General features: G+C 65.8%; 22 protein-coding genes. 12 read left to right on the top strand and 10 right to left on the bottom strand.

Annotation, left to right across the window (positions count from 1 at the left end; genetic code table 11):
• Positions 1 to 20: 20 nt before the first annotated feature.
• Together U1839_RS06810 and U1839_RS06815 are read right to left on the bottom strand one after the other, a co-directional pair.
• Positions 21 to 443, bottom strand: coding sequence for a flagellar basal body protein (locus U1839_RS06810; protein WP_332802915.1), 423 nt, complete (start codon positions 441 to 443; stop codon positions 21 to 23).
• A 2-nt stretch (positions 444 to 445) separates the two neighbouring features.
• The gene (locus U1839_RS06815; RefSeq protein WP_332802916.1) at positions 446 to 3,142 is read right to left on the bottom strand and encodes a hypothetical protein; all 2,697 of its coding nucleotides are present in this window, start codon (positions 3,140 to 3,142) and stop codon (positions 446 to 448) included.
• A 137-nt stretch (positions 3,143 to 3,279) separates the two neighbouring features.
• On the opposite strand from U1839_RS06815, the gene fliG reads away from it, so the two are divergent.
• The 8 genes from fliG (at position 3,280) to U1839_RS06855 (ending at position 14,593) form a co-directional block, all read left to right on the top strand.
• Entirely contained in the window at positions 3,280 to 4,314 is a 1,035-nt protein-coding gene (gene fliG / locus U1839_RS06820) for a flagellar motor switch protein FliG (protein ID WP_332802917.1), read from the top strand.
• Between the two features lie 29 nt (positions 4,315 to 4,343).
• On the top strand, positions 4,344 to 5,012 hold the full coding sequence (locus tag U1839_RS06825; protein WP_332802918.1) for a FliH/SctL family protein: 669 nt from the start codon (positions 4,344 to 4,346) through the stop codon (positions 5,010 to 5,012).
• Between the two features lie 143 nt (positions 5,013 to 5,155).
• Positions 5,156 to 6,724: a flagellar basal-body MS-ring/collar protein FliF gene (gene fliF, locus U1839_RS06830; RefSeq protein ID WP_332803138.1), complete on the top strand. Its 1,569-nt coding sequence runs from the start codon at positions 5,156 to 5,158 to the stop codon at positions 6,722 to 6,724.
• A gap of 17 nt (positions 6,725 to 6,741) precedes the next feature.
• Positions 6,742 to 7,098 carry a flagellar motor switch protein FliN gene (fliN, locus tag U1839_RS06835; RefSeq protein WP_332802919.1) on the top strand — a complete coding sequence of 119 codons (357 nt, stop codon included), beginning with the start codon at positions 6,742 to 6,744 and terminating at the stop codon, positions 7,096 to 7,098.
• A gap of 4 nt (positions 7,099 to 7,102) precedes the next feature.
• Positions 7,103 to 8,452 carry a sigma-54-dependent transcriptional regulator gene (locus U1839_RS06840; protein WP_332802920.1) on the top strand — a complete coding sequence of 450 codons (1,350 nt, stop codon included), beginning with the start codon at positions 7,103 to 7,105 and terminating at the stop codon, positions 8,450 to 8,452.
• Entirely contained in the window at positions 8,449 to 10,530 is a 2,082-nt protein-coding gene (gene flhA / locus U1839_RS06845; RefSeq protein ID WP_332802921.1) for a flagellar biosynthesis protein FlhA, read from the top strand. Before U1839_RS06840 ends, flhA begins: the two co-directional genes overlap by 4 nt.
• A 67-nt stretch (positions 10,531 to 10,597) precedes the next feature.
• Complete coding sequence (locus U1839_RS06850) at positions 10,598 to 13,906, top strand: flagellar hook-length control protein FliK (RefSeq protein WP_332802922.1); 3,309 nt, start codon at positions 10,598 to 10,600, stop codon at positions 13,904 to 13,906.
• Between the two features lie 12 nt (positions 13,907 to 13,918).
• Entirely contained in the window at positions 13,919 to 14,593 is a 675-nt protein-coding gene (locus U1839_RS06855; RefSeq protein ID WP_332802923.1) for a flagellar hook assembly protein FlgD, read from the top strand.
• A gap of 442 nt (positions 14,594 to 15,035) precedes the next feature.
• On the opposite strand, the gene U1839_RS06860 is transcribed toward U1839_RS06855, so the two are convergent.
• The 7 genes from U1839_RS06860 to U1839_RS06890 all read right to left on the bottom strand — a co-directional run bounded on the left by U1839_RS06860 (position 15,036) and on the right by U1839_RS06890 (position 20,016).
• On the bottom strand, positions 15,036 to 15,437 hold the full coding sequence (locus tag U1839_RS06860) for a hypothetical protein (RefSeq protein WP_332802924.1): 402 nt from the start codon (positions 15,435 to 15,437) through the stop codon (positions 15,036 to 15,038).
• A gap of 183 nt (positions 15,438 to 15,620) precedes the next feature.
• Complete coding sequence (locus U1839_RS06865) at positions 15,621 to 16,025, bottom strand: hypothetical protein (RefSeq protein ID WP_332802925.1); 405 nt, start codon at positions 16,023 to 16,025, stop codon at positions 15,621 to 15,623.
• 141 nt (positions 16,026 to 16,166) lie between these two features.
• Positions 16,167 to 17,021: a flagellin gene (locus U1839_RS06870; protein WP_332802926.1), complete on the bottom strand. Its 855-nt coding sequence runs from the start codon at positions 17,019 to 17,021 to the stop codon at positions 16,167 to 16,169.
• Between the two features lie 182 nt (positions 17,022 to 17,203).
• Positions 17,204 to 17,968 (bottom strand): flagellar basal body L-ring protein FlgH, encoded by a 765-nt coding sequence (gene flgH / locus U1839_RS06875; protein ID WP_332802927.1) that lies wholly within the window; start codon positions 17,966 to 17,968, stop codon positions 17,204 to 17,206.
• A 19-nt stretch (positions 17,969 to 17,987) separates the two neighbouring features.
• Positions 17,988 to 18,455: a flagellar basal body P-ring formation chaperone FlgA gene (flgA, locus tag U1839_RS06880; protein ID WP_332802928.1), complete on the bottom strand. Its 468-nt coding sequence runs from the start codon at positions 18,453 to 18,455 to the stop codon at positions 17,988 to 17,990.
• 1 nt (position 18,456) lies between these two features.
• The gene (flgG, locus tag U1839_RS06885; protein WP_332802929.1) at positions 18,457 to 19,239 is read right to left on the bottom strand and encodes a flagellar basal-body rod protein FlgG; all 783 of its coding nucleotides are present in this window, start codon (positions 19,237 to 19,239) and stop codon (positions 18,457 to 18,459) included.
• Positions 19,240 to 19,272: 33 nt separating this feature from the next.
• The gene (locus U1839_RS06890; RefSeq protein ID WP_332802930.1) at positions 19,273 to 20,016 is read right to left on the bottom strand and encodes a flagellar hook basal-body protein; all 744 of its coding nucleotides are present in this window, start codon (positions 20,014 to 20,016) and stop codon (positions 19,273 to 19,275) included.
• A 141-nt stretch (positions 20,017 to 20,157) separates the two neighbouring features.
• Here U1839_RS06890 and U1839_RS06895 point away from each other — a divergent pair, with 141 nt between their 5' ends.
• Genes U1839_RS06895 through U1839_RS06910 form a run of 4 tightly spaced genes read left to right on the top strand, consistent with a single transcriptional unit; the run spans position 20,158 to position 22,608 of the window.
• Positions 20,158 to 20,661, top strand: coding sequence for a flagellar basal body-associated FliL family protein (locus tag U1839_RS06895; RefSeq protein ID WP_332802931.1), 504 nt, complete (start codon positions 20,158 to 20,160; stop codon positions 20,659 to 20,661).
• The gene (gene fliM, locus U1839_RS06900) at positions 20,658 to 21,674 is read left to right on the top strand and encodes a flagellar motor switch protein FliM (protein WP_332802932.1); all 1,017 of its coding nucleotides are present in this window, start codon (positions 20,658 to 20,660) and stop codon (positions 21,672 to 21,674) included. The genes U1839_RS06895 and fliM overlap by 4 nt, the downstream gene beginning before the upstream one ends.
• Positions 21,671 to 22,060 (top strand): hypothetical protein, encoded by a 390-nt coding sequence (locus U1839_RS06905; protein WP_332802933.1) that lies wholly within the window; start codon positions 21,671 to 21,673, stop codon positions 22,058 to 22,060. The genes fliM and U1839_RS06905 overlap by 4 nt, the downstream gene beginning before the upstream one ends.
• Positions 22,057 to 22,608 (top strand): MotE family protein, encoded by a 552-nt coding sequence (locus U1839_RS06910; protein WP_332802934.1) that lies wholly within the window; start codon positions 22,057 to 22,059, stop codon positions 22,606 to 22,608. The genes U1839_RS06905 and U1839_RS06910 overlap by 4 nt, the downstream gene beginning before the upstream one ends.
• A 105-nt stretch (positions 22,609 to 22,713) precedes the next feature.
• Here the strand turns inward: U1839_RS06910 and U1839_RS06915 are convergent, their stop codons facing one another.
• Positions 22,714 to 23,103: a hypothetical protein gene (locus U1839_RS06915; protein ID WP_332802935.1), complete on the bottom strand. Its 390-nt coding sequence runs from the start codon at positions 23,101 to 23,103 to the stop codon at positions 22,714 to 22,716.
• Positions 23,104 to 23,229 lie beyond the last annotated feature (126 nt).

Consider the following 23,229-nt stretch of genomic DNA (forward strand, 5'->3'; position numbering starts at 1 on the left):
TTCCGCCTTTGTCGCGAACCTTATTGACCGTGGCCGATCGCGGTTTTGAGCAGCGCGAGCTGTTTGCGATAGAGGCCGGTCAATGTCGCGAAGTCGGCCTGGACCTGGCCCATCTTGAGCAACTGGTCTTCGAGCGCGACATTGTTGCCGTCGGGCTTGGTCTCTGCGGTGTCGGTGTCGACGACGATGTTGCCGGCCATCGGCTGACGCGCGCCCAATGCCGACATGCCGCTGGTGATGGTGATCCGCGGGCGTGCCACCGACGGCTTGCCGCCATCCTGTGCCGACAGCAGGCTGGCGAAGTTCGGCGCGGTGACGTCGCGCGCCTTGAAGCCCGGCGTCTCGCTGTTGGCGATGTTCTGGGCGAGCACCCGCTGGCGCTCCGACAAATGCTTCATTGCCAGGCCGATGCCGGCCAGCAGCGGAGGCGTGGAAACCGGCATCTTCAAAACCCCGTAAATGTGGTGCTGGTCGACGTATCGGCGACCGGTGTGAGCCGGGCGAGCGCCGCCTTGTAGCTGGCAAGCTGTGCGCTCTGGGCCGGAGTCATCGCCGTCGCCGTCGCGCCGTTGGTGAGCGCGGCCTTGCCGGCATCCCAATAGAGCGATCGGTAGGCGGTTTGTGTCGTGGAGATCGCGCTCTTGATCACCTTCAACGACGCGGCGGCATCCTTGCTCGTCGAGACATTCAGCGCTTCGGTCAGCGCGAGCCCGAAGTTGCCGCCGGGATGGACCCTGGGCGCGTTGCTCGCCGGGATGACGGGAACCGAAAGGCGCGCGGGATCGAGGCCCAGTTTCGCCAGCGCATCCTTGTCCTTCGCGCCGGCAACCAGCGCGATCGAAGAGCCGGTCTTGGCGTCGATCTTCAGCGTCATCGTGCCCGAAACGAATATCGCCGTGACGGTCGCCTTGGACCCGGTCAGCGCACGGATTCGATCGGCCAGCGTCGTCAGCGTATCGTCGGCCTGAATGACGACTTTCTTGGCGGCACCGCCCTGGATACGCAGCGAGAATTCGTCCCCGGCGCGCAAGCTGGTCTGCGCCACGAGCTTGATCGAGCTTTCGGGATTGAGCGTGCCGCGATGCAGCCCGAGCGCGCCGAGCACGCTGTCGCCGCCGCTGGCCGCGGCGATGCGAACCGGTTCCGCGCGCAGCGCGGCCTGGCCGAACTGGCTGATGCTCTGCACGGCGCCCGAGCTGGTGTCGATGCGGCTGACGAATCCGTCGACGGCACCGCGTCGCGTGCCGCTCAGATCGCCCGTCGTCCGCCCACCGGCATAGAGCGCACCGTTCATGAAGGCGATGCTGTCGACCTGGTCATCGCCGGCCGTCGCGATGTAGGACGTGCTGGCACTGGAAAGCGCACTGTCGACGCGCGTGACGAAGCCATCGCGTCCCGTCGCCATGGCATTGACCTGGGTTCCCGCGAGCGTGGCACTGGTCGCGCCGCCGACCGCGATCGTGCCATCGGCAGCGACGGCAATCGCGCGTGCGTCGGCATGACCGAGCGACAGGCTGCCGAGGTCGGTGGCCAGCGCTGTGGCACTGATGCTGCGCAGCCTGGCGTCGCCATTCTCGTTGGTGAGCGCGAGCAGATTGCCGTCCTTGCCGATGGCGAGCGCCTTGATCGCCTCGCTGCCGCCGGCATCGATTGTCCGGCGTTCGACCAGCTTGCCCGTCGTGTCGAGCCGCGCCAGAAAGGCGTCGCCGCCTGCTGTGGCGGACTTGCCCCCCACGAAGATCGCGCCGTCCGCGCCGACGGCGACAGCGCTGGCGGTATCCGCGCCAAGCGCATGAACCACGGTGGTGAATTTTTCGTCGCCTTGCGCGCTATATTGGGCGACGAGCATGTCGCCGTCCGAGCTGGCCCCATCGAATGTGCCGCTGACGGTGCCCGCCACGGTAACCTCGCCGCTTGCCGAAACGCTGACGGCGGCGCCCTGGGTGGCAGCCGAAGCGCCGAGGCTGCGTTGCCACACGACCGCGCCCTCGCTGTCCATCTTGGTCAGGAACAGGTCGGACGAGCCACTAGACCGGTTCGATTGCAGGTCGCCGCTCGTCGTGCCGACGACATAGCTGAAGCCCGCCGCGTCGGTCGTGATCGCCTGGGTCGCGGTCGTCGCCTGTATCGTGGCGGGCGTCGCCGTGACACCCCTGGCCGGTGCGACCGCGGTTAATTTGGCGCGCGCGGTTGCCGCACTGTCGAGCGCTGCAAGCGTTGCTTCCGGCTTGCGCGTCATTGTCCCGGCGACATCGTCGAAGCGCATGATCTGTGTCACCGTCGGCGCATCAAGCGCCGTCTGGCCGGATGCGACGACGATCGCGTCCGGTGCCGCGACCTGATCGATCGAAACCCGCTCGGCGCCGTTGGGCGCCTTCAGCGAGAGACCCCATTTGCCCGAGCTCTTGTCCGGCTGGAAATTCGCAAGCCAGCGCGGTTTGGGGTTACCGTCGGCATCGAGCACGACCGAGCCGTCGGGGTTTCGCAACGGGATCGCCGTGATCGCCGCGTTGATCGCGCTGGCGATCGAATCGAGCGTCGGCGGCTGCACCGATTGCGACAGGTCGACCGTGACGGTGTCGCTGCTGCCCGGCTTGTCGAGCGCGATGCGGAAGATTTCGGTACCTGTCAGGCCGGCCAATGGCGCGTCGCGCGCGGCGAGAACGCCGCCGCCGGCGACCTTCGTCGGATCGGATCGTACCACGCCAACGGTTTCGGCGCGCCGCGTCGGCAGCGCGAAGGAAAGTTCGACCTTGTCCGATGGCGCCTGGCCAAGGAATGTTTGCAGGTCGCTCAGCCCTTTACTGAAGGTCGCCTGCAGCGATGTGCGTTCCGCAGCGCTGGTCGTCGTTCGCGCGGCCGCGGTGGCCAACAGGCTCAGCTTCGAAAGCGCTTTGTAGGTCGTGAAGGCCGTCTGGACATCGCTTGACCCCGCATTGGGGCTCGAGACCGTGGTATCGATAATCGACGCGAGGCGCTTGATCGCCGAAATCTGGACGGATTCAGGGGTCGAGTTTGCCGGCTCCTTCCAGGGCGGGGTCGTCGCGGCGAGCGTGAACTGCGCCTTTGCCACGCGCACCGCCCGCGACTCCGCGGTCGGCGCGGCGCCGAAATCGGTAAAGCTGTTGGTGCCGGAAAGCATCGAAAGGGCGGCCAGGCCGCTGGAAGGATTTATCGTCACGTCATCGCCGCCCCGGCTCCGCTGTCTCGCTTCCCTCCTATAATAGAAGCATCCCGGACAGGGCTGCGTGTTAACCTTCAATATATGTCTGGATGCCGATGAACATGATGGCGTTGACCCCCCAGCCGCCCGAGCTGAAAAAATTTTCGGGGATGGAGCGCGCAGCGGCGATGATGCTCGCGCTCGGCAAGGAACATGGCGCACCGATCTGGGAATTGCTGTCGACGGATGAGGTCCGCGAGCTGTCCGCGTGCATCTCCCAGCTCGGACGCGTGCCATCCGGCGTGGTCGAGCACCTGCTGATCCAGTTTTCGGGCGAGGTGTCCAGCATGGCATCGCTCCACGGATCGTTCGAGACGACCGAACGGCTGCTCGACGGCATCCTGCCGGAGGACCGCGTCAAGGAGATCATGGAGGATATCCGCGGGCCGTCCGGTCGCACGATGTGGGACAAGCTGTCCAACGTCAGCGAGACCGTGCTCGCGACCTATCTCAAGAACGAATATCCCCAGACCGTCGCGGTGATCCTCAGCAAGCTCAAATCGGATCACGGCGCGCGCGTCCTGGCCGAGCTGCCGCGCGAATTGTCGGTTGATGTGATCATGCGCATGCTGCGTATGGATACGGTGCAGAAAGAAGTGCTGATCGAGGTCGAGCACACGCTCAAGAACGAGTTCATGAGCAATCTCTCGCGCTCGCAGCGGCGCGATCCGCACGAAACGATGGCGGAGGTTTTCAACGCACTCGACCGCGCCACCGAAGAGGCGATGTTGACCGCGCTCGACGAGCGCGCGCCCGAGGCCGCCGAGCGAATCCGTGCGCTGATGTTCACCTTCGAGGATCTCGGCAATCTCATGGCACCGGCGATCGCGACGATCGTGCGCAACGCCGACAAGCGCGAGATGGCGCTGGCGCTCAAGGGAGCACCGCCCGAGATGCGGCAATTGTTCTTCGGCGGCATGACCGAACGCGCCGCCAAACTGCTCAAGGAAGACATGGCGGGGATGGGCCCGGTTCGCGCAAGAGAGTGCGAAGAAGCACAGAGCGCGCTCGTTCGCCTCGCCAAGTCGCTCGCCGACCGCGGCGAGATCATGCTCGTCGACCCGAAGAACGACGATGCGATGATCCTTTGAAACAGGCACCACGAAACGCAGGATGATCGATGGACGCTTCCTTCCACATTACGCCCTTCGCCTTCGACCGGATCTTCGCGCTGCCCAAGACAACGCGCGCAGGGGCCGATCAGGATTCGCCCGAGGTGGCTGCACTGACGGCCGAGATCGAACTCCTGCAGCTGCGCTTCGAGACGGGCATCGCCGTTGCACGGGCCGATGGGTTCGAGGCGGGTCTCGCCCAGGCGCGCGGCGAAACGGCATCGGCGATGCTGGCCGCCACTGACGCCCTTCACGCGTCGATCGAAGCGGTCGAGGGCGAGTATGAGCTGATCGAACAGCGCCTCTCCAAAGCCGCTGCCGAGGTGGCGATGGCCGCGGCCGACGGGCTTGCCGCGCGTGCGCTTGCGACTGACCCGACGCTGGCGATCGACGAGGCGATCGGGCGCGTCCTCACCCAGGTCGCCCGCGGGCAGGAGCTGCAAATCCACGTCAATCCCGCGCTGATCGAGCCGATGGAAGCGTTGATCGTGGGCCGACAGAGTCGCGAGCGGCGGCGCCTCTCGCTGTCGCTCGTCGCCGATCCGAACCTCGCCATCGGCGACGCGCTGATCGCCTGGACGCAGGGCGGCCTCGCACTCGATGCAAATGCCCGGCGCGAAGCGATCCTCGCCGAACTCGATCTTTCTCCGACCGCCGCCACCAGTCCGGCAGGTTGATCGGCAACTTTTACCCACCCGGCAAAATTTTCCGCCGTGCCCTCCTATAATGAAAGCGAGGGGTTTTGGCCCCGCTTGCAGCAGTGAGGCCGATCTTGGACGGATTGCGAAAATTCATCGCGCAGTTGGGCGCGCGCCGGCTGATGATCATGGGCGGCGTGGCGCTCGCGCTACTCGGCGTGCTTGCCGCCGTCGCACTGCGCGGCACGTCCAGCGAAATGGGCTTCCTCTATACCGATCTCGATCCCTCGGTCGCGCAGGCGATCACGACGAAGCTGACGGCACAGAATATTCCCTTTCAGCTTTCGGCCGACGGCACGTCGATCATGGCGCCACAGGAAAAGCTCGCCCAGCTGCGCATGGCGATGGCGGCGGACAAGCTCAGCGGGAAGGTCGGCTATGAGGTTCTCGATGCCGAGGAACCGTTCGGCGTCTCTTCCTCGCGCGCGCGGATGAACGAAACGCGCGCGATCGAAGGCGAGCTCGAAAAGTCGATCCAGAGCCTGGACAATGTGACCCGCGCCCGCGTCCACATCGTGATGCCCGACCGCGCGATGTTCGCGGCCGAATCGCGCAAGGCGACGGCCGGCGTCACGGTAAAGACCAACGGCCGATTGCCGGCCGGCGCGGTACAAGCGATCCGCTATCTGGTGGCATCCTCGGTGCCCGAACTGTCGCCGGAACAGGTTTCGATCGTCGACCAGACCGGCGCCCTGCTTGCCCGCGCCGGCGAAGCCGACCAGGCCAGCGCAGCCCAGGCCGACGATCGCGAAGCCGGAATCGAGGGCCGGCTGCGGTCGCAGATCGAGGCGATGCTCGAGCCGATCATCGGCGTTGGCAAGGTACGCGCCGAGGTTTCCGCCCAGGTCGGACGCGATCAGACACGCGAGGAAACCAACGTCTTCGATCCCGACAAGCAGGTGATCGGCCATCAGGTTACCGTCGAGAGCGGCGACCAGAGCAACGAGAACGCCGCGGCAGCACCTGGCGCATCGGTGGCCGCGCAACTTCCGGAAAATCAGGGGGCCGGCGCCGCGGGCGCGCCCGGCGGCGACACTCGCAAATCTGCGCGCAACGAAACGTCCGAAGATACCACCTATGAGAACAGCCAGACGCACACGGTGACCGTCCGCTCCCCGGGCAAGTTGAACCGGCTGACCGTCGCGGTGATGGTCGATGGCGGTCGCAAGGGATTGCCCGCTCCGGAGATCGCGCGCCTGACACGACTGGTCCAGAATGCGGTCGGCTTCGACGCCTCGCGCGGCGACAGCGTGGTGGTCGAAAGCATGGCCTTTGCCGCTGCCGATGCACTGCCCGATAGCAAATCGGGCTGGTTCGCCTGGGTATCGCTCGACCAGATGTACGGCCTCATCAAATTGCTGGTGATCGCGGCAGTGGGCCTGATCGCGCTGCGCATGCTGCGGCCCAAGGGCGGCGGTCCCCAGCTGGCCGAGGAAGCGCGGCTGCTTACCGCACAGTCGGCGGAAACTCAGGCGCTCGCCGAACTGGCAGCAAGCGGCGACCCTGCCGCATTGTTGCAGATCGAGGCGATGCGTGAATCGGGGGCGGATACCGCCCTGCTCGATCAGGAAATCGCGCTGGCCCAGGTCGATGGCCGGATCAAAATGTCGTCGCTCAAGAAGATTGGCGACGCGATTTCCGGAAGCCCAGCCGAATCCGCGTCGGTCATCCGCCAATGGATGAACACCTAATGGAGAGTCCCGCGACCATGAACATCGACCCACACGACGTGGTGCCGGCGGCCGGCAATCCGGCGAACGATTTTCCCGCGCTGGAGGATTTCGGCGCGGCGGACGATAATGCGGCGCCAGCAGTCGATGCCTATTCCAGTCTCGAGGCGGTCCATGACGTGCCCGTCACGGTCCAGGCGGTGCTCGGCCGGTCGCGGATCGCGATCGGCGCGTTGATGCAGCTCAAGGCCAACGCCGTGATCGAGCTAGACCGGCGTGTCGGCGAGCCGGTCGACATCTTCGTCAACAACCGCCTGATCGCCCGCGGCGAAGTCGTGCTGATCGAGAACTCGCTCGGTGTGACGCTGACCGAAATCGTCCGCCAGGAGCGCTGAACCAATGCATGCGACAGGTCCCGTCCATCTTCTTCTCGTCGGCGCACCGAACAGCGAATTCCATCTCGCCGCCGCAATGGCGCGCGAATCTGGCGCGGATGTCGCCCTGGCGGACTGCGCGAGCGACGCGCTGCAGATGCTGCGCGACATGGGCTGCGACATCGTCATGATCGATATCGAGCAGGACATTGCCGGCTTTATCCGCCAGCTGCGTTCCGAACGGATTGCCGTCCCCATCCTCGCCTGCGGCATCGATGCCTCGGCCGATCGCGCTGTCGCCGCCATCCGCGCCGGCGCGCGCGACTACGTCCCGCTGCCGCCCCAGGCGGATCTCATCGCCGCCGCGATCATGTCGGTCGCGCAGCATGGCACGCGGATGGTCGGCGCCGATCCGGCCCTGGCGCGTGCCACGTCGCTCGGGCTTGCCATGGCCCATTCAACCGCCCCTATCCTCCTTCTCGGCGAAGCCGGAAGCGGCAAGGAAATCCTGGCGCGCACCGTCCACGGCGCGTCAGGCCGGCGGGGACGATTCCTCGTGGTCGATTGCGCCGGCGGCAGCGACGAGATTCTGGAATCCGAACTGTTTGGGCACGAAGCCGGCGCCTTTGCCGGTGCCGTTGCGCGACGGCGGGGACGGATCGAGGAAGCGGCGGACGGAACGGTCTTTCTGCGAGATGTCGACGCGCTGTCGGCACCGATTCAGGCAAGGTTGCTCGCGATGATGCAGGGACACGCGGCCGCCCATGGAGCCAGCGACGTTGGGGCAGCGGGCGCGCGCATCATCGCAAGTAGCGCCGCCAATCTCGATCTTCTCGTCACCAGCGGCGGGTTCAATGCCAACCTGCTGGCGCGTCTCGGCTTGTTGCGGATCGTCGTACCCCCGCTGCGCGCGCGCACGCGCGACATCATCCCGCTGGCGCGCTATTTCGGCGAGCGCTTCGCCGTCGCGAACGATCTCCCGGTCCGGGATTTCAGCGACGAAGCCGCCGCGCTGCTGGAGCAACATCGCTGGCCCGGCAATGTGCGTGAGCTGGAGGATACCGTCCACCGCGCCGTGCTGCTCAACCGCGAAGACAGGATCGCCGCCAGCGCTATCGTCGCGGCAGACGGATATGGCCTGGGCGCGCACCGGGTCCCGGCGGCCGAGAGTCCGGCCGCCCCCTTCGTCGCGCGCACCGTGGAGGATGTCGAACGTGATCTGATCCTGCGGACGCTCAGCCATTGCCGGGGCAATCGCACGACGGCCTCGACCATTCTCGGCATTTCGGTGCGGACGATGCGCAACAAATTGAAGACCTTCATGGAGGCCGGCATCGCTGTTGCGCCCTGCACCCTGACCGGTCGCGCGCCGTGACGCTCACGCTCGCCGACCTGATCAAACGTCTCGGACTGGGCCGCGATCTCGCGCTGGCCGGGAGCGTCATCGCCATCATCGCGATGCTGATCCTGCCGCTACCGGCCTGGATGCTCGATATGGGGCTGGCACTGTCGATCACGGTGTCCGTGATGATCCTGATGACGTCGCTGTTCATCGAGAAGCCGCTCGAGCTCTCGGCGTTCCCGACGATTCTGCTGATTGCGACGATGCTGCGCCTTGGCCTCAACCTGGCATCGACTCGCCTTATTCTGTCGCACGGTCATGAAGGCAGCCATGCCGCCGGCGGCGTCATCGGCGCGTTCGGCGAGTTCCTGATGGGCGGCGAGCCGGTCATCGGATTGACGATCTTCGCGATCCTCGTGGTGATCAACTTCGTCGTGATCACCAAGGGCGCCGGACGGATCGCGGAAGTCGCCGCGCGGTTCAGCCTCGATGCGATGCCCGGCAAGCAGATGGCGATCGACGCGGATCTTTCCGCCGGAATGATCACCGAGATCCAGGCCCGCGAACGCCGCACGGAGATCGAAGCGGAAAGCGGCTTCTACGGCGCGATGGACGGCGCGTCGAAGTTCGTGAAGGGCGATGCCGTCGCGGGTTTGCTCATCACCGCGATCAATATCGTCGTCGGCCTGATCATCGGTGTGGCGATCCACGGCGTTCCCATTGGCGAGGCCTTTCACACCTACACCATATTGACCGTCGGCGACGGCCTGGTCAGCCAGATTCCGGCGCTGATCGTGTCGACCGCTGCCGGCCTGCTGGTGTCCAAGGGCGGTATCTCCGGCAAGACGGGGCTCGCGCTCGGCATTCAGTTGGGCCGCTATCCCAAGGCGTTCGGGATGGTCGCACTGCTGATGGGCGGGCTGGCGATCATGCCCGGTCTTCCGTTCGTGCCCTTTGCCGCCTTCTCCGCGCTGTCCGGCTGGATCGCCTGGAAGATGAGCAAGCGCGCCGATAGCGACGCATTGGCCGAGCGGATGGCCGAGGCCAACGCCGAGCGCGCGGCTCAGCATGTCGACGAGCCCGTGTCGCGCACGCTCGCGATCGACGCGGTCCGGCTCGAAATCGGCTATGCGCTGCTGCCGCTGATCAACGATTCGAACGCCGAGCCGCGACTTGATGATCAGGTGCGCGCGCTGCGGCGGCAGATGGCGCTCGATTTCGGTTTCGTCCTGCCCGCGGTTCGCATCATCGACAATATGGCGCTCAAGGCCAACGAATATATCGTCTATATCAAGGAGACCGAGGCGGCACGCGGCGAGATCCGGCTCGACAAACTGCTCGTCATCAATGCCGGTGGCGGCAATCTGGGGATCGCCGGCGAAGAGACGCGCGAGCCGGTCTTCAACCTGCCTGCGTTATGGATCGATCGCGCACTGCGCGACGAGGCCGGCGTCCGCGGGCTGACGGTCGTCGATTGCGGCACGATCATCACCACGCATCTGACCGAACTGGTGAAGGACAATATCGCCGATCTGCTGTCGTTCACCGAGACGCACAAGCTGATCACCGAAATCCACAAGGATTCGGAGAAGCTGGTGGCCGAGATCGTACCCGCGAAGATTTCGATCTCGGGCGTGCAGCGGATCCTTCAGAACCTGCTGTCGGAGGGAATCTCGATCCGCGACATCCCGACGATCATGGAAGGCATTGCCGAGGCCGCGCCGCTCAGCAGCAATCTCGTCCAGATGACCGAGCATGTTCGCGGCCGGTTGGCGCGTCAGATATCCGCGCAGCAGACCAGCCAGGGCGCGATCCCGATTCTCACGCTGTCGGCGCGCTGGGACGCCGAATTCGCCGAGAGTATCGTCGGCCAGGGCGATGATCGGCATCTGGCGATGGCGCCATCGAGCCTCCAGGCGTTCATCGCCGCGGTCCGCGAAAGCTATGACCGGCTCGCGGCGAATGGCGAGATCCCCTGCATGTTGACCAACCCCGCGATCCGCCCGTTCGTCCGATCGATCATCGAGCGTGTGCGGCCAGCGACGGTGGTCCTGTCGCAAAACGAAATCCACGCCCGCGCGCGCATTCGCGCGCTGGGAACGATCGGATGAAACGCCGACGGACCGCGCCCGTCTATAATAGACGGGTGAGTCCGCATGCCGGGCGGAAAGGCTGCGCATGAACTTCGCCGTCACGGGAATGACCATCGCGCCGCAGCCACCTGCCGGCTCGGTCAACGCCGCCGCAAATGTGGCGGCCGACTTCACGGTCGCGATGGATGTCGCACTGTCGGCCGGTGGGCCCGCGGTGATCGCGACGACCACCGACACGGCGGCGCGCGGCCTATCGGCCGCCCCGTCACAAGCGAACGCCTCGCGCCTTTTCGCAAAGGGGGCCGGGATCGCGTTTGGCCCTTCCCCGAATATGCTTGCTTCGGTAGCGACCTTCCAGCCCGCGATTGTGTCGATGGCGGGCGCGACCGATCGCCTGAATGTCCGCTCCGCGACGGCGGCCGGCTACTATTCCCCGGTCCGAGGATTGGACGCGGCAGCTGTCGGCTCGACCGTTGGAGCCGTCACCATCGCCGCGGCCACGGGTGCGTCGCCGCAAATGACTACGTCAGAAGCGACAGCCGACATGCGGGCCCCTGCCCCAGCCGACATTGTGAATCGCCCCCTGCCACCGGATGCGACGTTGGACGTCGCGGTCATCAACCCGATGGGCGCGGACATGCACGAGGCGGCAATGCCGTCGCTTCCGGTCGCGATGTCGAGCGCGACATCCATCCGCCCCGCCGCGAAGGGCGTGGTCGCCGTAACGGATTCGTTGCGCGCGGCACCCGTATACGACGCTGCGCCCGCCGGTCCTGCCATCGCCACTGCGATTGCGATGCGCGCGCCGGTACGACCAGCGGCGGATGCGACGGCGATCGACCCCGGCGCCGACCTTGCCAAGGCCATCATCGTCACGTCACCTGTGCCCGGCCCGTCGGCACCGGATGCGACAACTACCGTCGTGGCAACCGCGGTATCGCTTCCCCGGCAGATGGTCGCCTCGGGCCTCTCGAACCGGCAGCAGACGCCGGATGTCGCGACGGCGTCGAAGAGGCAACAGCCTTCGGACATCGCACCACAGGCGACCGTCGTGCGCTCATCGATGGACGGTCTCGCTACAATAGCCAGCCCAGCGCCCTTGGTCGCCGAATCGGGTACGTCGGACCCGCAGCTGGTGTCGGACGTCATTGCAGTTCCATCGAACCCACAACGGTCACTTGTCGCATCAAATGCGAAAAGCGCGCACGCGAATGGGGAGGCGGCAGCCGCAATCGCACTGCAATCGCCTGCAGCCATCGCGTTCGGCGCCCGGGATGTACGGCCCATTTCGGAAGCAGGGACTGTGCCGACCAAGCCGGACCCTTCGCTCGCCGCGTCGCCAAGGACGATCGAGCGCGAACCTGCCCAGGACGAGGCTGCGGTACCAGTTGAGGGACGCGCCCCCGCAACATCCAGCCCATTGATTCCGGCCTCGACGGTCGATGCTGCAAGCAATCGGTCGCCCGCGCCGCCCCCGCTCACCGCCTCCGATGCGGTGAGCGAGCCTCCCCTGGCTGATGTCCCGACTGCGCTGGCGCCGTCGCCCCTCCCCCCGCCCGGCCGCAACGCGTCGGAGGATTCCGTGTCCAACGCCGTTGGGGAGGCGTCGCCGCCGGCGGAAGCGCCAAGGCCGATCGCCGCCGCGAGTCCGGACCCGAGCGATACCTCAGCCGCCGCAACACGATCACCTGACCGCCCAGGCGGTGCCTCGCCGCACATCGCCTCGACCGAATCGGCCCGTCTTTCGATCACGGAGCCACTGCCCATCGCCGCCAATGGCGTCGCGACGGATGGCGCAGTCCTGTCCGCCTCCACGGCTGACGCTCGAGCGCTTTCGCCAATAGCAAGCGTCCCCAGCGCGGCGTCCACCGATCCGATCGCGCCTTCGCGGCGAACAGCGGCACTGAAGCCATCTGCCCCGGTTGCGCCGCCGGCGCGGGACGACATGCCTGCCGTCCCTGTCGCGCTGCCGAGCGTCCTGGCCGTCCAGCTCGTTTCGGCATCTGCGGGCGCGCCAACCATGCCCGCCGCCGATCGGGCGCCGGCCGAGGCCGCGACGCCAATGCCCGCGCTTGCGGACAAAGGAGGCGACGCAGACCTCGCGCGCTCGCCGACCGACACTGCCACGCCAACACTGGCCGTCGCATCGACCCCGACCTTGCCGCTGCCCGCTCCGATGCCAAACGCACCGCAGCGCTCCGCCGTATCGGCAATGGCCTCGGTCAAGGATGGCGCTCCGCGGCGAGCTTCGAACCCTGTACCCGTCAGGCGGACAAAGGCTGAGCGGTCCGCGCCTCCCGCACTTCCTGCACCGTCGGCCGACGCCATGATGGCGACGCCGGCGAGGCCTTTGACGATCGCCGCCTCGGAAGCCATGACTGCCGCCGAGGACAGGCGACCGCAAAGCCCCACGGTTAAGGCTGAGCGGTCCGCGCCCTCAGCACTTCCTGCACCGTCGGCCGACGCCATGATGGCGACGCCGGCGAGGCCTTTGACGATCGCCGCATCGGAAGGCGTGCCTGCCGTCGAGGACAGGCGACCGCAAAGCCCAACGGTTGCGGCTCCATTCGACGCTCTTGCTGCGGCACCGAACAATGCTGTCGCCACTGTGATCCTCGCGCCACCCATCATTGCAGCCGGCGCCCCCCACAGCGCCGCGACCGTGCCGCGCGACGCGGAAAGGCTCAAGACCAGCTTCAGCACGACTCTCGGCGCGGGTGCCGGCATCGGTGCCGTCGCATCGGCACCGCCGCGGCCCCACAGCGTTGTCTCTCCGACCTCGGACACGATAGCCGCGCCAGCGGTCGCGCCCGCCCTGAAGCCCGCCACTGACGGCTTCGCACCACAAGATGTGTCCAGCGCGCCGGCGATCGTCGCGACCGCGCCACCGCCCGACACGTCCCTGCGTCCGATCGCCGGCGCCCTCCACCGACCGAACGACATTCCGGTCGTCGCCGCACGACCCGGTCAGATCGGCCATGACGTGGGCGTCGAGATCGCACGGCGGATTTCCGCCGGCGGCGAGGAACTCGTGGTCCGCCTCGAGCCCGCCGAACTCGGCAGGATCGAAGTTCGTATGTCGTTCGATGATCGCGGCGGCTTGCGCGCGATGATTGCCGCCGACAGCCCGGTGGCACTCGACATGCTGCGGCGCGACAGCGCGGAGCTCAGCCGCTCGCTGAGCGACGCGGGCATACGCAGCGACGCCCAGAGTCTGCGCTTCCAAAATGACGGCAGCGGCAGCGGCAGCGGCAGCGGCAACCAGCCGCGCAGCCCGTGGCTCGCCGCCGATCCGAAATCCCCGCGCCAGCCGGCCGGAAGCTTCGGCGACGATCTGGACGCGACCCCCTACCGACCTGTCCGCACCAGCGGCCGTTACGATCTTTTGGCATAGGAGCCCCACATCATGTCGATCATACCCGCCGCAACCACCACGACACAGCAAGTCCTCGCGCCCGTCGCCGCCAACGCGAAGACCGCGACGGGCGCCGATTTCAACATGTTCCTGAAACTGCTCACGACGCAGATGCAGAACCAGGATCCGTTGAGCCCGATGGACAGCACGCAATATACCCAGCAGCTCGTGCAATATTCACAGGTCGAGCAGAGCGTTCAGCAGAACGGCACGTTGAAGGATATCCTCGCGCGCCTGTCGACGCAGGACATGTCGCAGGCATCGGGGTTCATCGGACGTGACGCGGTGTTCAATTCGGCAGTCGCAGGCTTGGGCGCCAAGCCCGCGAGCTGGAATTATGCCGCCGATCGCCCGGTGACGTCCGGCACGGTCACGATCACCGACGCCTCTGGCGCCACTGTGCTGACGCGCGCCATCGATCTTTCCGGAACCAGCGGCAGTTACAGTTGGGACGGGACCCTGCCGGACGGTTCCAGGGCGGCCAGCGGGGCCTATACCTTGTCGCTGAAGGCGGTCGACGCGGCAGGTGCTTTCGTTCCGACGACGATCAACAGTACCGGCAGCGTCAACGATGTGAGCGTCAAGAACGGCGTTCTCTCGCTCGGCGTCAACGGTGTCCCGATGTCGATCGATACGCTGGTCCGCCTGGCGGCGAGCACCGGCTAAGGCGCGCCGCCGGCGTCGAAAACGCGGTTAAAAGTGCCCGTAAGTAACCGACCTGTGGCGATTTCGCCTATAATGAGAAAGAGACACGGATCGGCGCCCCCTCCGTTCCGTGTCTTCCTCACAACCCCTGGTTGTATGCGCGATGACAGGAAGGGCGGGTGTCCCCCGAAGCCCGCCCTTCCTGTTTCAAGCCGAGACGTTGGTTGCCGACCGGCACCCGCACAATGTGCCGCGTCGCCTTGCTTTGCGGGTAGCGCCTGGCGCTTTCGGCGACAGCGCCCTTGCGGGCGCCCCGGATCTTCAGCGGTAATGCCTGGACGAACCGCCCACTGCCTGGTCGCGCGTCATCCGCGAACGGGGCGAGCGACGACGACCGTCACGGCGATTCTGGAAACAAGCTTGAAGCAGCGCAGTGCGCCGTCAGGCAAAGCAATAGCTAGCGCTAGTTGATCGGAGCCGTTGTGGCGGCGGGGTCGACGGCGCACAATCTGAGCCGTGCGCGCGCGCGGTGCGCGGAAGGCGGTCTGCGCAACGGGGTTTCCCCCGAAACGAGCCGTTGTTCCAACGCTCCGGCAGAAGCGTCCGTACGCGGTGGACAGCCGCGCAGACCATCGATCCAGAAATCGTCGAGCACGCACCCCGGCAGCGTTGCGGGATTGGCGATCGCCGCGACGCATTCGGTGATCGAGGGATCTTCACGCGGTCCGATGACGTCGAGCACGTCGTCGAGCGTCATGCCGGGGGAGCCCAGCATCTTCGCTGCAGCCGCGGTCCACAGCGCCTGCGCATCGGATACCGCCAACGTAAGGCTGATGCGAAACTCGGGCTGCGGGCGAACCGCCACGCCAAGCGGGCGACCCTGATCCTGACCAGCTGTTTCGAGATCCAAACCATCCTCCTGTGACCACGACAGAGGCGCCGGCGTGGCGAACTGCGGTCGTTTCCGATGGCGGCCCAATGCCCGAGCCGACAGCGAAGCGGCTATTCGGTAGATACCCTTAAGCACTGCGACCGTGCCCGGCCGCGATCACTGTAACCGGTTGGCAGAGCGCCGGCTCAACTCGCGCGAGTGCGCGATTACGACGCAGAGTTCTGCGTAAAGCCGGTCCCAGAAAGGTGCCGGTATGGCAAACCTTCTGCGATCGCTCTTCTGCATCATCACGACCGCCACGGAGTCGTCCTGTGTCATGGTGAATCGCGACGCGAACAAGCCATCGACCGTTTCGTCGGGCAGGTTCTCGGGCAACGCCAGACGCGCCGCAATGATGTAACCGCACAGGACTTCAGTGCCATAGCCGTCAAGGACCGCTTGCGGATATTGTTCGTGATCGGGCCGATCGAACAGCACCAATGCCCCCGAAGGGTGAGCCTCGACGCTTACCCGCAGGCGCGCGCCAAAGGCATCGGTGATCTCACGAATTCTGGGAAACACCGCGGATTCCTCCAAATGCGCCGACGGTCGGGGCGCGCGAGCGGTGCGCGACGCACGTGACCGTCAGACGGAAAAGGCCGGGATGAAACCATCCCGGCCTTCCTTCGACCCCCCCGGAACGCCCGGGGGTGTCGCCAGTCCTTAACGGAACAGCGACGTGATCGTCTGCGGCGCCTGGTTGGCGATCGACAGGGCCTGCACGCCAAGCTGCTGCTTGACCTGAAGCGCCTGAAGCTTCGCCGACTCCTTCGCCAGATCGGCATCGACGAGATTGCCGATGCCCGCGTCGATCGCATCCGACAGCTTGCTGGTGAAGGACGACTGCGCGTCGATCGTACGCGAGGCCGCACCCAGGTTGCTGAGCGACGTGGCGAGGTTGGTCTGAGTCGTCGTCAGCGTGTCGATCATTGCCGTGGCGGTTGCCGCGGTGCTGATCGTCGCGCCGGAAGCGACGGTGACGACCGAACCACCAAGGTTGAGACCCTGGTTGGCGAGCGACAGCGAATCCGGCTGCCAGCCCGCCGTCCCGCTATTGCCATCCTGCAGCGACTGGAGAGCCGTGACCGACCCGCCGCTTGCCTTCAACAGGTTGGTACCGTTGAAGCTGGAGGCATTGACGATCGTCGTGATCTGATCGCGAAGGGCGGTGAAGTCCTTGTTGATACCATCACGCGACGCCTGATCGATGCCCGAATCGGCCGCCTGATAGGCTTTCGCCTTCATCTGGTTGACGATGTCGGAAATCTGCTCGGCGCCGGCGACCGCCACGTCGGTCACGCTCTTGGCACGTGCCAAGGACGAGGAGACCGACTTCAGGCCACCCAGGTCGCCGCGGAGGGACTGGGCGGTCGTGTACGATGCCGAGTCATCCTTGGTCGACGCCACGTTCAGACCGGTGGTGATCCGGGCCGAGGTCGTGCTGAGCGACTTGCTGGTCGCGGTGAGGCTCTGGAGAGCTGCCATCGCGCCAGTGTTGGTGTTTACCGAAAAGCCCATGATTCTTCCTTCTTGGATAGAAAGCCGCTTCTGCGGCCTGGGCCAGATCCGCTGGCCCGCGACGGTTCGGAAAACGCTCCGGCCCGCCCTTTATTGTGGAAAGAAATATTGGATGATCAAAGCCGCTCGCGGCTTTTATTGATGGTTGACGCCCTCTTAACCAAGATACGGCGCGCGATGCGTCAGAAGGGAAAGAGGGCGTCGTATATCTGCTGTCCCCAACGCGCCTGCTGCGCGTCGGTCAGCTGCCCGCGACCGCCATAGCTGATCCGCGCCTCGGCGATCTGCGTGTGGTGAATGCTGTTGTCGCGGGCGATGTCCTCGGGTCGGACAATGCCCGACACGACCAGTTCGCGGAGCTCGAAATTGACGCGAACTTCCTGCTTGCCGCGTATGAGCAGGTTGCCGTTCGGCATCACACCGACCACCGTCGCCGCGATCGTCATGTTGATCGTCTCGCTGCGACTGGTCGTGCCCGCGCCATTCGCTTGCGAGGTCGAGTTGGTGTCGACCAGCTTGGCCGGGTCGACCGCGCCGGGCAGGATGGCCGCGAGCGGCGCCTGGAGCCCGAGCAGCGCGGCAATGCCCGATTTCTCGGAGCCGGTCCGACTGCGCGTGGTGGTATTGTCTACCGCCGCCTTGTCGGCGATGTTGATCCGCACGGTCAGGATGTCGCCGACACGGCCGGCACGCTGATCGCGGAAAAAGGCACCGCCACCCGTCCGGAAAAGCGACGCGCTCGCCGCTGGCGGGACCGGCGCCACGGCGGCGGCACCGCCCGCCCGATTGGCGGCGCCCTGCAAGCCAAGCGACGTCTCGACCGGCGGGGTGGTAGTCTGCTCCGCCGCGGTAAGCTTGGGCGGCTTGCCGATCGCCTTGAGCCGACCGACGGTACCGCATCCCGAAAGCGCGGTGGCGACGAGCAGGAGGGACAGGATTTTCTTCATGACATGTTCCCTGAAGGCATCAATTCGCCGCGACGCGCACCTTCCCGGTGCCCTCGACGACGGCATCGAGGGTGCGGTTGGTGGAAAGGCTGACGATGCGAACGAAATCGCCGGCAGCGCCGCTGCCCAGCGCTCGCCCGGCGGTGGTGATCGACAGCCCCCCGTCGCGCAGGGCGATGATGACGGGTTCGCCGCGCCTGACCAGCTGCGGGCGGATCAGGTCCGACGCCCGGACGACCGTGCCTGCCGGAAGCGACCGCGCCGCCTCCATGCCGACAATCTCCTTGAGGCGTGGGGCCCCGCGGACCTGCGCCACGGGCAGGTCCTGCGATATGAAGTCGCCGGCGGCGAGCAGATCGCCCTTCGCAATGGCATGATCGAGGACCGGCGCTGCCACTGTCTGGGGTGTCGTCGCGACCTGCGACCGCGCCGGCACGAACCCGTAGACGATCAGGCCGGCGATCATGAGCGCGTTGTAGAGACGCATGTCAGCGCAACTGGCTTGTCGTGGCGAGCATCTCATCGGCCGTCTTCACCACGCGACTGTTCATCTCATAGGCGCGTTGCGCGGTGATCAACGCGGTGATCTCGCTGACCGGGTTGACGTTTGACTGCTCGATGAAGCCCTGTGTGATGGTGCCGAAGCCCGGCTCGCCCGGGGAGGCGATCGTCGCCTGGCCCGACGCCGCGGTTTCGAGGAAATTGTTGCCGCCTTGCGCCTCGAGGCCGGCTTCATTGACGAAGGTCGCCAGCTGCAACTGCCCGATCGTCTGCGGCGCGGGGGTTCCCGCCAGGGTAATCTGGACTTCGCCGGTCTTCGAAACCGTCACGGCAACCGCGCCCTGCGGTACGGTGATGCCCGGCTGAACCGGGAAGCCGTCGGCGGTGACCAGCTCGCCCTGGTCCGACAGCTGGAACGAGCCGTCGCGGGTATAGCCGGTAACGCCGTTCGGCAGCGTGATCTGGAAATAGCCTCTGCCCTGGATCGCCATGTCATAGGGATTGTCCGTCTGCGACAGCGCGCCCTGCTCGGCGATGCGGTAGACACCGCCGGTCTTCACGCCCGCGCCGATCTGGATGCCGGTCGGCAGCTTCGAATCGCTGCCCGAGGCCGCGCCGGCGCGCGAAACCTGCTGATACAACAGGTCCTGAAACTCGGCCCGCTGACGCTTGAAGGCGGTCGTGCTCATATTGGCGATATTGTTCGAGATGACGTCGACATTGGTCTGTTGGGCCAGCATGCCGGACGAGGCAATCGAGAGAGAACGCATGGGATACCTTTCTGGGAATTCGAGCGGTGCGGATCAGCTGAAGCGGCCAAGTCGGTCGATGGCGCGCGAGCGCATTTGCTCGATACCGTCTGACATGCGCTGGCTGGACTGGTAGGAACGCAGGATCTCGACCATCGCCGTGGTCTCGACGATCGGCTGGACGTTGGACCCCTCCACCCCGCCCGTGGTGAGCTTGGTCTCGGCAGCGGACAGGATGCGGCCACCGGCGCCGGCCATCAGACCATCGCCGCGCGGTGACACGGTAGCCTCGTCGGCGAAGACGGTAACCCCGAGACGTCCGATCACGCCGCTCGCACTCGTTACCGAACCATCGCTGGCAATGCTGAGCGATGCGAGCTGATCGGGCGGGACGTTGATCGGTTTGCCGGCGCCGTCGAGCAATCGCTGGCCCCCCGCCGTCGCCAGGTCGCCCGAGGTGAGGACCTTCACGAAACCGGCGCGGGTGTAGGCCGTACCCCCGCCAGGTGTCTCCACGCCGAAATAGCCCGGGCCGTCGATCATGACGTCGAGCGGATTACCGGTCGGCTGGAACGCGCCCATGCCGGTATCGTGGATCGCGCCGTAATCGAGCACATAGGAGGTTGTGTTGGCGGCCTTCACGGAAGCATCGCCACCCTGCTCGACATATTCGTGGAACACCGGCTGCTCGCGCTTGAAGCCGACCGTGCTGGTATTGGCCATATTGTTGGCGGTCACGTCCAGCCGCCGCTGCAGCGCCTGCTCGTGGCTCAACAGGACATAGGAGGAGATATCCATCCGCGTTCGCTCCCGTATTAATCGTCGATCGAAATGCACTAGGCAGAAGTTGCCGCATTACCCTCCTATATTAGAGGGGATTCGAGCGAACGGCGCGCAGCGAGCATTTTCCGCTGGTCGCGCCACATGAAAGGGAACCTGTTGTCAGCACCCGAACCCGACAGCGAGCTCATCGAGGATGACGTTCCGCCGCCGCCCAAGCCGCCGCGCTTCAGCAAGCGACTGGTGGTGATCGCTGGTGCGGTGCTGCTCCTGATCCTGATCGGTGGCGGCGCCACGGCCTATCTGCTGCTGGCCGGCGGGCCGGCCGAGCCGAGTGCCGAAAGCCATGAAGAGGAAGGTGTGACTTATGTCGATGCGCCGGCGATGGTGGTCAACCTGCGTGGCGCGGACGGCAGCGCGCGGTTCCTGAAAATTCGCTTCACCTTCGTGCCGGCTTCGGCTGCCAAGGGCGAGTTGATCAAGGCGAAATTGCCCCTCATCGTCGATGCCTTCCAGCCCTTCCTGCGCGAGTTGCGCCCGGAAGACCTGGCCGGCTCCGCCGCTGTCTTTCGCATCAAGGAGGAGATGCTGGTGCGCGCAACGGGCGCGATGGGGCCCGGCGTAGTCAAGGACATTCTCATCCAGGATCTGATCCAGCAATGAGCGACGATTTCGTAGACTTCGAGCTGCCGGCATCGACCCTGTCGCTGGGTGATGTCGATGGCGATGCGTTCGACCAGGCCGGCATCGACGCGTTGTTCGACGGCAATGCCCCGGTCACCAGGAAAAGTGGGCTGAAGGCGGTCATCGAGTCGAAGGTGATCAGCCACGAGCGGCTGCCGATGCTCGAGGTAGTATGCGAGCACCTGGTGCGCAGCTTCGCTACGAGCATGCGCAATTTGACGTCGGAGGCGATCGACGTGAGCCTCGACGAGTTGACCTCGATCCGCTTCGGCGAGTTCATGGGGCGGTTGGCGCTGCCGGCGATGATTGGCGTGTTCAACGTGGTGGAGTGGGACAATTATGGCGTCATCACCGTCGAATCGAGCCTGATCTACGCGGTCGTCGACGCCTTGCTCGGCGGCCGGCGCGGCGGCGGCCCGATGCGGATCGAGGGTCGGGCCTTTACCACGATCGAGACCACGCTCGTCTCGAAGATGCTCGAACTCGCACTTGCCGATCTGTCGACCGCGTTCGAGCCGATCGACCCGATTGGCATCGTCCTCGAACGGGTCGAAACCAACCCGCGCTTCGCCGCTATCGCCGGCCCGACCAACATTGCCGCCGTCGCCACCTTCCGCGTCGATATGGAAGGACGCGGGGGCAAATTTAGCATTCTGCTGCCCTATGCCACGATCGAGCCGGTCCGCGAAAAACTGCTCCAGCGCTTCATGGGTCAGAAGGTCGGACGCGGCAACATCTGGGAAGACCATATGGCAACCGAATTGCTCAAGACCGAGGTTTCGGTCGATGTGGTGCTGGGTGAGAAGGTCCTGCGGCTGCGTGAGGTTCACGACTTTGCCGTGGGCCAGACGATCCCGCTGAACACCGCCCCCGACGATGCCCTCGAAATCCAGTCGGGCGGCATTCCGCTGGGGCGCGCCCAGATCGGCCAGCGCCGGGGCAATATCGCGGTCAGGATGCTGGCCGACATGTTCAAGGAGATTCAGCGATGACCTTTGCGATGCTATCCAATATTCTGACGATGATGTTCTGCGCCGCCGTGCTCGTGCAGAGCGTCAGGATGATCCGCTGCCTTCGCGCGGTGAAGGGCGTCGCCTTCGGCACGATGGTCGCGGCGCTCGACACATCGACCGCCGAGGCGCGCGCCGTGCTGGCGGACTTGCGCGAGACGCTGCGGGTCGATTGCGCCGCCAATGCGCGCGTCATCGCCACCGGAACCGCGATGCGCGAGGAGCTTACCGTCATGGCGGGGATCGCCGATGCCGTCGCCGAGCGGATCGTCGAGGCCGTCGGCAAGACGACGCCGCCCCGCGCGACGCCCCGAACAAAAGTACGCGCCAGGCCCGTGCCGCAATCTGCATCGGAAACGCCGGCATGATCCGTAGACCTTCGCTGCTGATGCTCACCGCCGCGGCGGCGACGATTTCCACCCTTGCCCATGCGGTCAGCGCCACCTCCCCCTCGCCCGAAGCGCCGGCTACCCGGCTGGGGACCGCGATCAAGCAGGATCTCGCGGCGCACGACGAGTCCGCCGCCCGCCGCAACCGCGCACTTGAGCTCCGCGAACAGGTGGCGCGGGCCGCCGAGGAACGAATCAAGGCAGATCTGCGGGCGCGCCAGCAACAAGCCGACGCCGCGACCGACTCGGGCACCAATGCCGCCAAGGAGGCGCAATATGACAATCTTGCGCGCATCTACCAGGCGATGAAGCCGACCAAGGCAGCGCTCGTCTTCGAACAACTCGACATGGACGTGCAGATGAAGGTGGCGCAGCGCATGCGCGAGCGATCCACCGCGATGATCCTTGCCGCGATGACACCCGGCGGCGCGGCTGATCTCAGCATGTCGCTGGCGCGGAAGTCGCCCAAGAGGAAAGAGCTTCCGCTCTCTCTTTCACCCCGGCCGGGGCGACGACCCGCGCCCTGAACCCGGCAGCGTCGCCTACCCGTCAGTCTCGCGGCGGACAGGTGGATATGTGAGCCGCGACTCGCCCGCCGATTCGATATTCTCTCACAATTTCGTCAGCGGCCGTCATTCGGCTGCCGAGATCTCGACGATAAGGACTTCGGCCACGTCGGGATTCTTGCTGCGCAGCGCGCTGGTCAGCATCGCGCTGAGCTGAGCGACGTTCACCGGCGTCTGGGTCGATGCGTACAGCCGGGAAAATTCGATCGCGCTGGCGATCGCAACGGCGCGGAGTTCGGGAAGCCGCGCGGTCAAGCGCGCGAGACGCGCCGCATCGGGCGCTGCCAGCACCATCTTGAGGTGCAACGCGCCCTCGATCTGATCGGAACCGATGATCGGCACGACGATCTGCGTCATCGCGATGAGCTGCGGAGTCGCTTGCGGCGGCAATGCGCCATCGGCGGGACTCGCCGATGTCGCGACGGCAACCGCCGCGATCTGCAGGAGCGACGCCATCTTCGGGGCAATTTTCGAAATCGTTCGGACTCCGCTCGAGGGACACGCTCGGGACCTCACTCTCCTATAATTAAATGTATAACAAATTCTGGAGATTTCATGAGCCGGGATCAAAGACCTCGCCGC

It is taken from the genome of Parasphingomonas halimpatiens (genome assembly GCF_036663795.1).
Lineage (GTDB): Bacteria > Pseudomonadota > Alphaproteobacteria > Sphingomonadales > Sphingomonadaceae > Sphingomonas.

What these genes read in the sequence shown, in the direction of transcription:
- fliF (WP_332803138.1), top strand. Translation starts at nt 5,156, where the DNA reads ATGATCATGGGCGGCGTGGCGCTCGCGCTACTCGGCGTGCTTGCCGCC.
- U1839_RS06910 (WP_332802934.1), top strand. Translation starts at nt 22,057, where the DNA reads ATGATCCGTAGACCTTCGCTGCTGATGCTCACCGCCGCGGCGGCGACG.
- U1839_RS06825 (WP_332802918.1), top strand. Translation starts at nt 4,344, where the DNA reads ATGGACGCTTCCTTCCACATTACGCCCTTCGCCTTCGACCGGATCTTC.
- flgH (WP_332802927.1), bottom strand. Translation starts at nt 17,968, where the DNA reads ATGAAGAAAATCCTGTCCCTCCTGCTCGTCGCCACCGCGCTTTCGGGA.
- fliM (WP_332802932.1), top strand. Translation starts at nt 20,658, where the DNA reads ATGAGCGACGATTTCGTAGACTTCGAGCTGCCGGCATCGACCCTGTCG.
- U1839_RS06850 (WP_332802922.1), top strand. Translation starts at nt 10,598, where the DNA reads ATGAACTTCGCCGTCACGGGAATGACCATCGCGCCGCAGCCACCTGCC.
- fliG (WP_332802917.1), top strand. Translation starts at nt 3,280, where the DNA reads ATGAACATGATGGCGTTGACCCCCCAGCCGCCCGAGCTGAAAAAATTT.
- U1839_RS06840 (WP_332802920.1), top strand. Translation starts at nt 7,103, where the DNA reads ATGCATGCGACAGGTCCCGTCCATCTTCTTCTCGTCGGCGCACCGAAC.
- U1839_RS06815 (WP_332802916.1), bottom strand. Translation starts at nt 3,142, where the DNA reads ATGCTTTCCGGCACCAACAGCTTTACCGATTTCGGCGCCGCGCCGACC.
- fliN (WP_332802919.1), top strand. Translation starts at nt 6,742, where the DNA reads ATGAACATCGACCCACACGACGTGGTGCCGGCGGCCGGCAATCCGGCG.
- U1839_RS06855 (WP_332802923.1), top strand. Translation starts at nt 13,919, where the DNA reads ATGTCGATCATACCCGCCGCAACCACCACGACACAGCAAGTCCTCGCG.
- U1839_RS06870 (WP_332802926.1), bottom strand. Translation starts at nt 17,021, where the DNA reads ATGGGCTTTTCGGTAAACACCAACACTGGCGCGATGGCAGCTCTCCAG.
- U1839_RS06915 (WP_332802935.1), bottom strand. Translation starts at nt 23,103, where the DNA reads ATGGCGTCGCTCCTGCAGATCGCGGCGGTTGCCGTCGCGACATCGGCG.
- flgG (WP_332802929.1), bottom strand. Translation starts at nt 19,239, where the DNA reads ATGCGTTCTCTCTCGATTGCCTCGTCCGGCATGCTGGCCCAACAGACC.
- U1839_RS06810 (WP_332802915.1), bottom strand. Translation starts at nt 443, where the DNA reads ATGCCGGTTTCCACGCCTCCGCTGCTGGCCGGCATCGGCCTGGCAATG.
- U1839_RS06905 (WP_332802933.1), top strand. Translation starts at nt 21,671, where the DNA reads ATGACCTTTGCGATGCTATCCAATATTCTGACGATGATGTTCTGCGCC.
- flgA (WP_332802928.1), bottom strand. Translation starts at nt 18,455, where the DNA reads ATGCGTCTCTACAACGCGCTCATGATCGCCGGCCTGATCGTCTACGGG.
- U1839_RS06890 (WP_332802930.1), bottom strand. Translation starts at nt 20,016, where the DNA reads ATGGATATCTCCTCCTATGTCCTGTTGAGCCACGAGCAGGCGCTGCAG.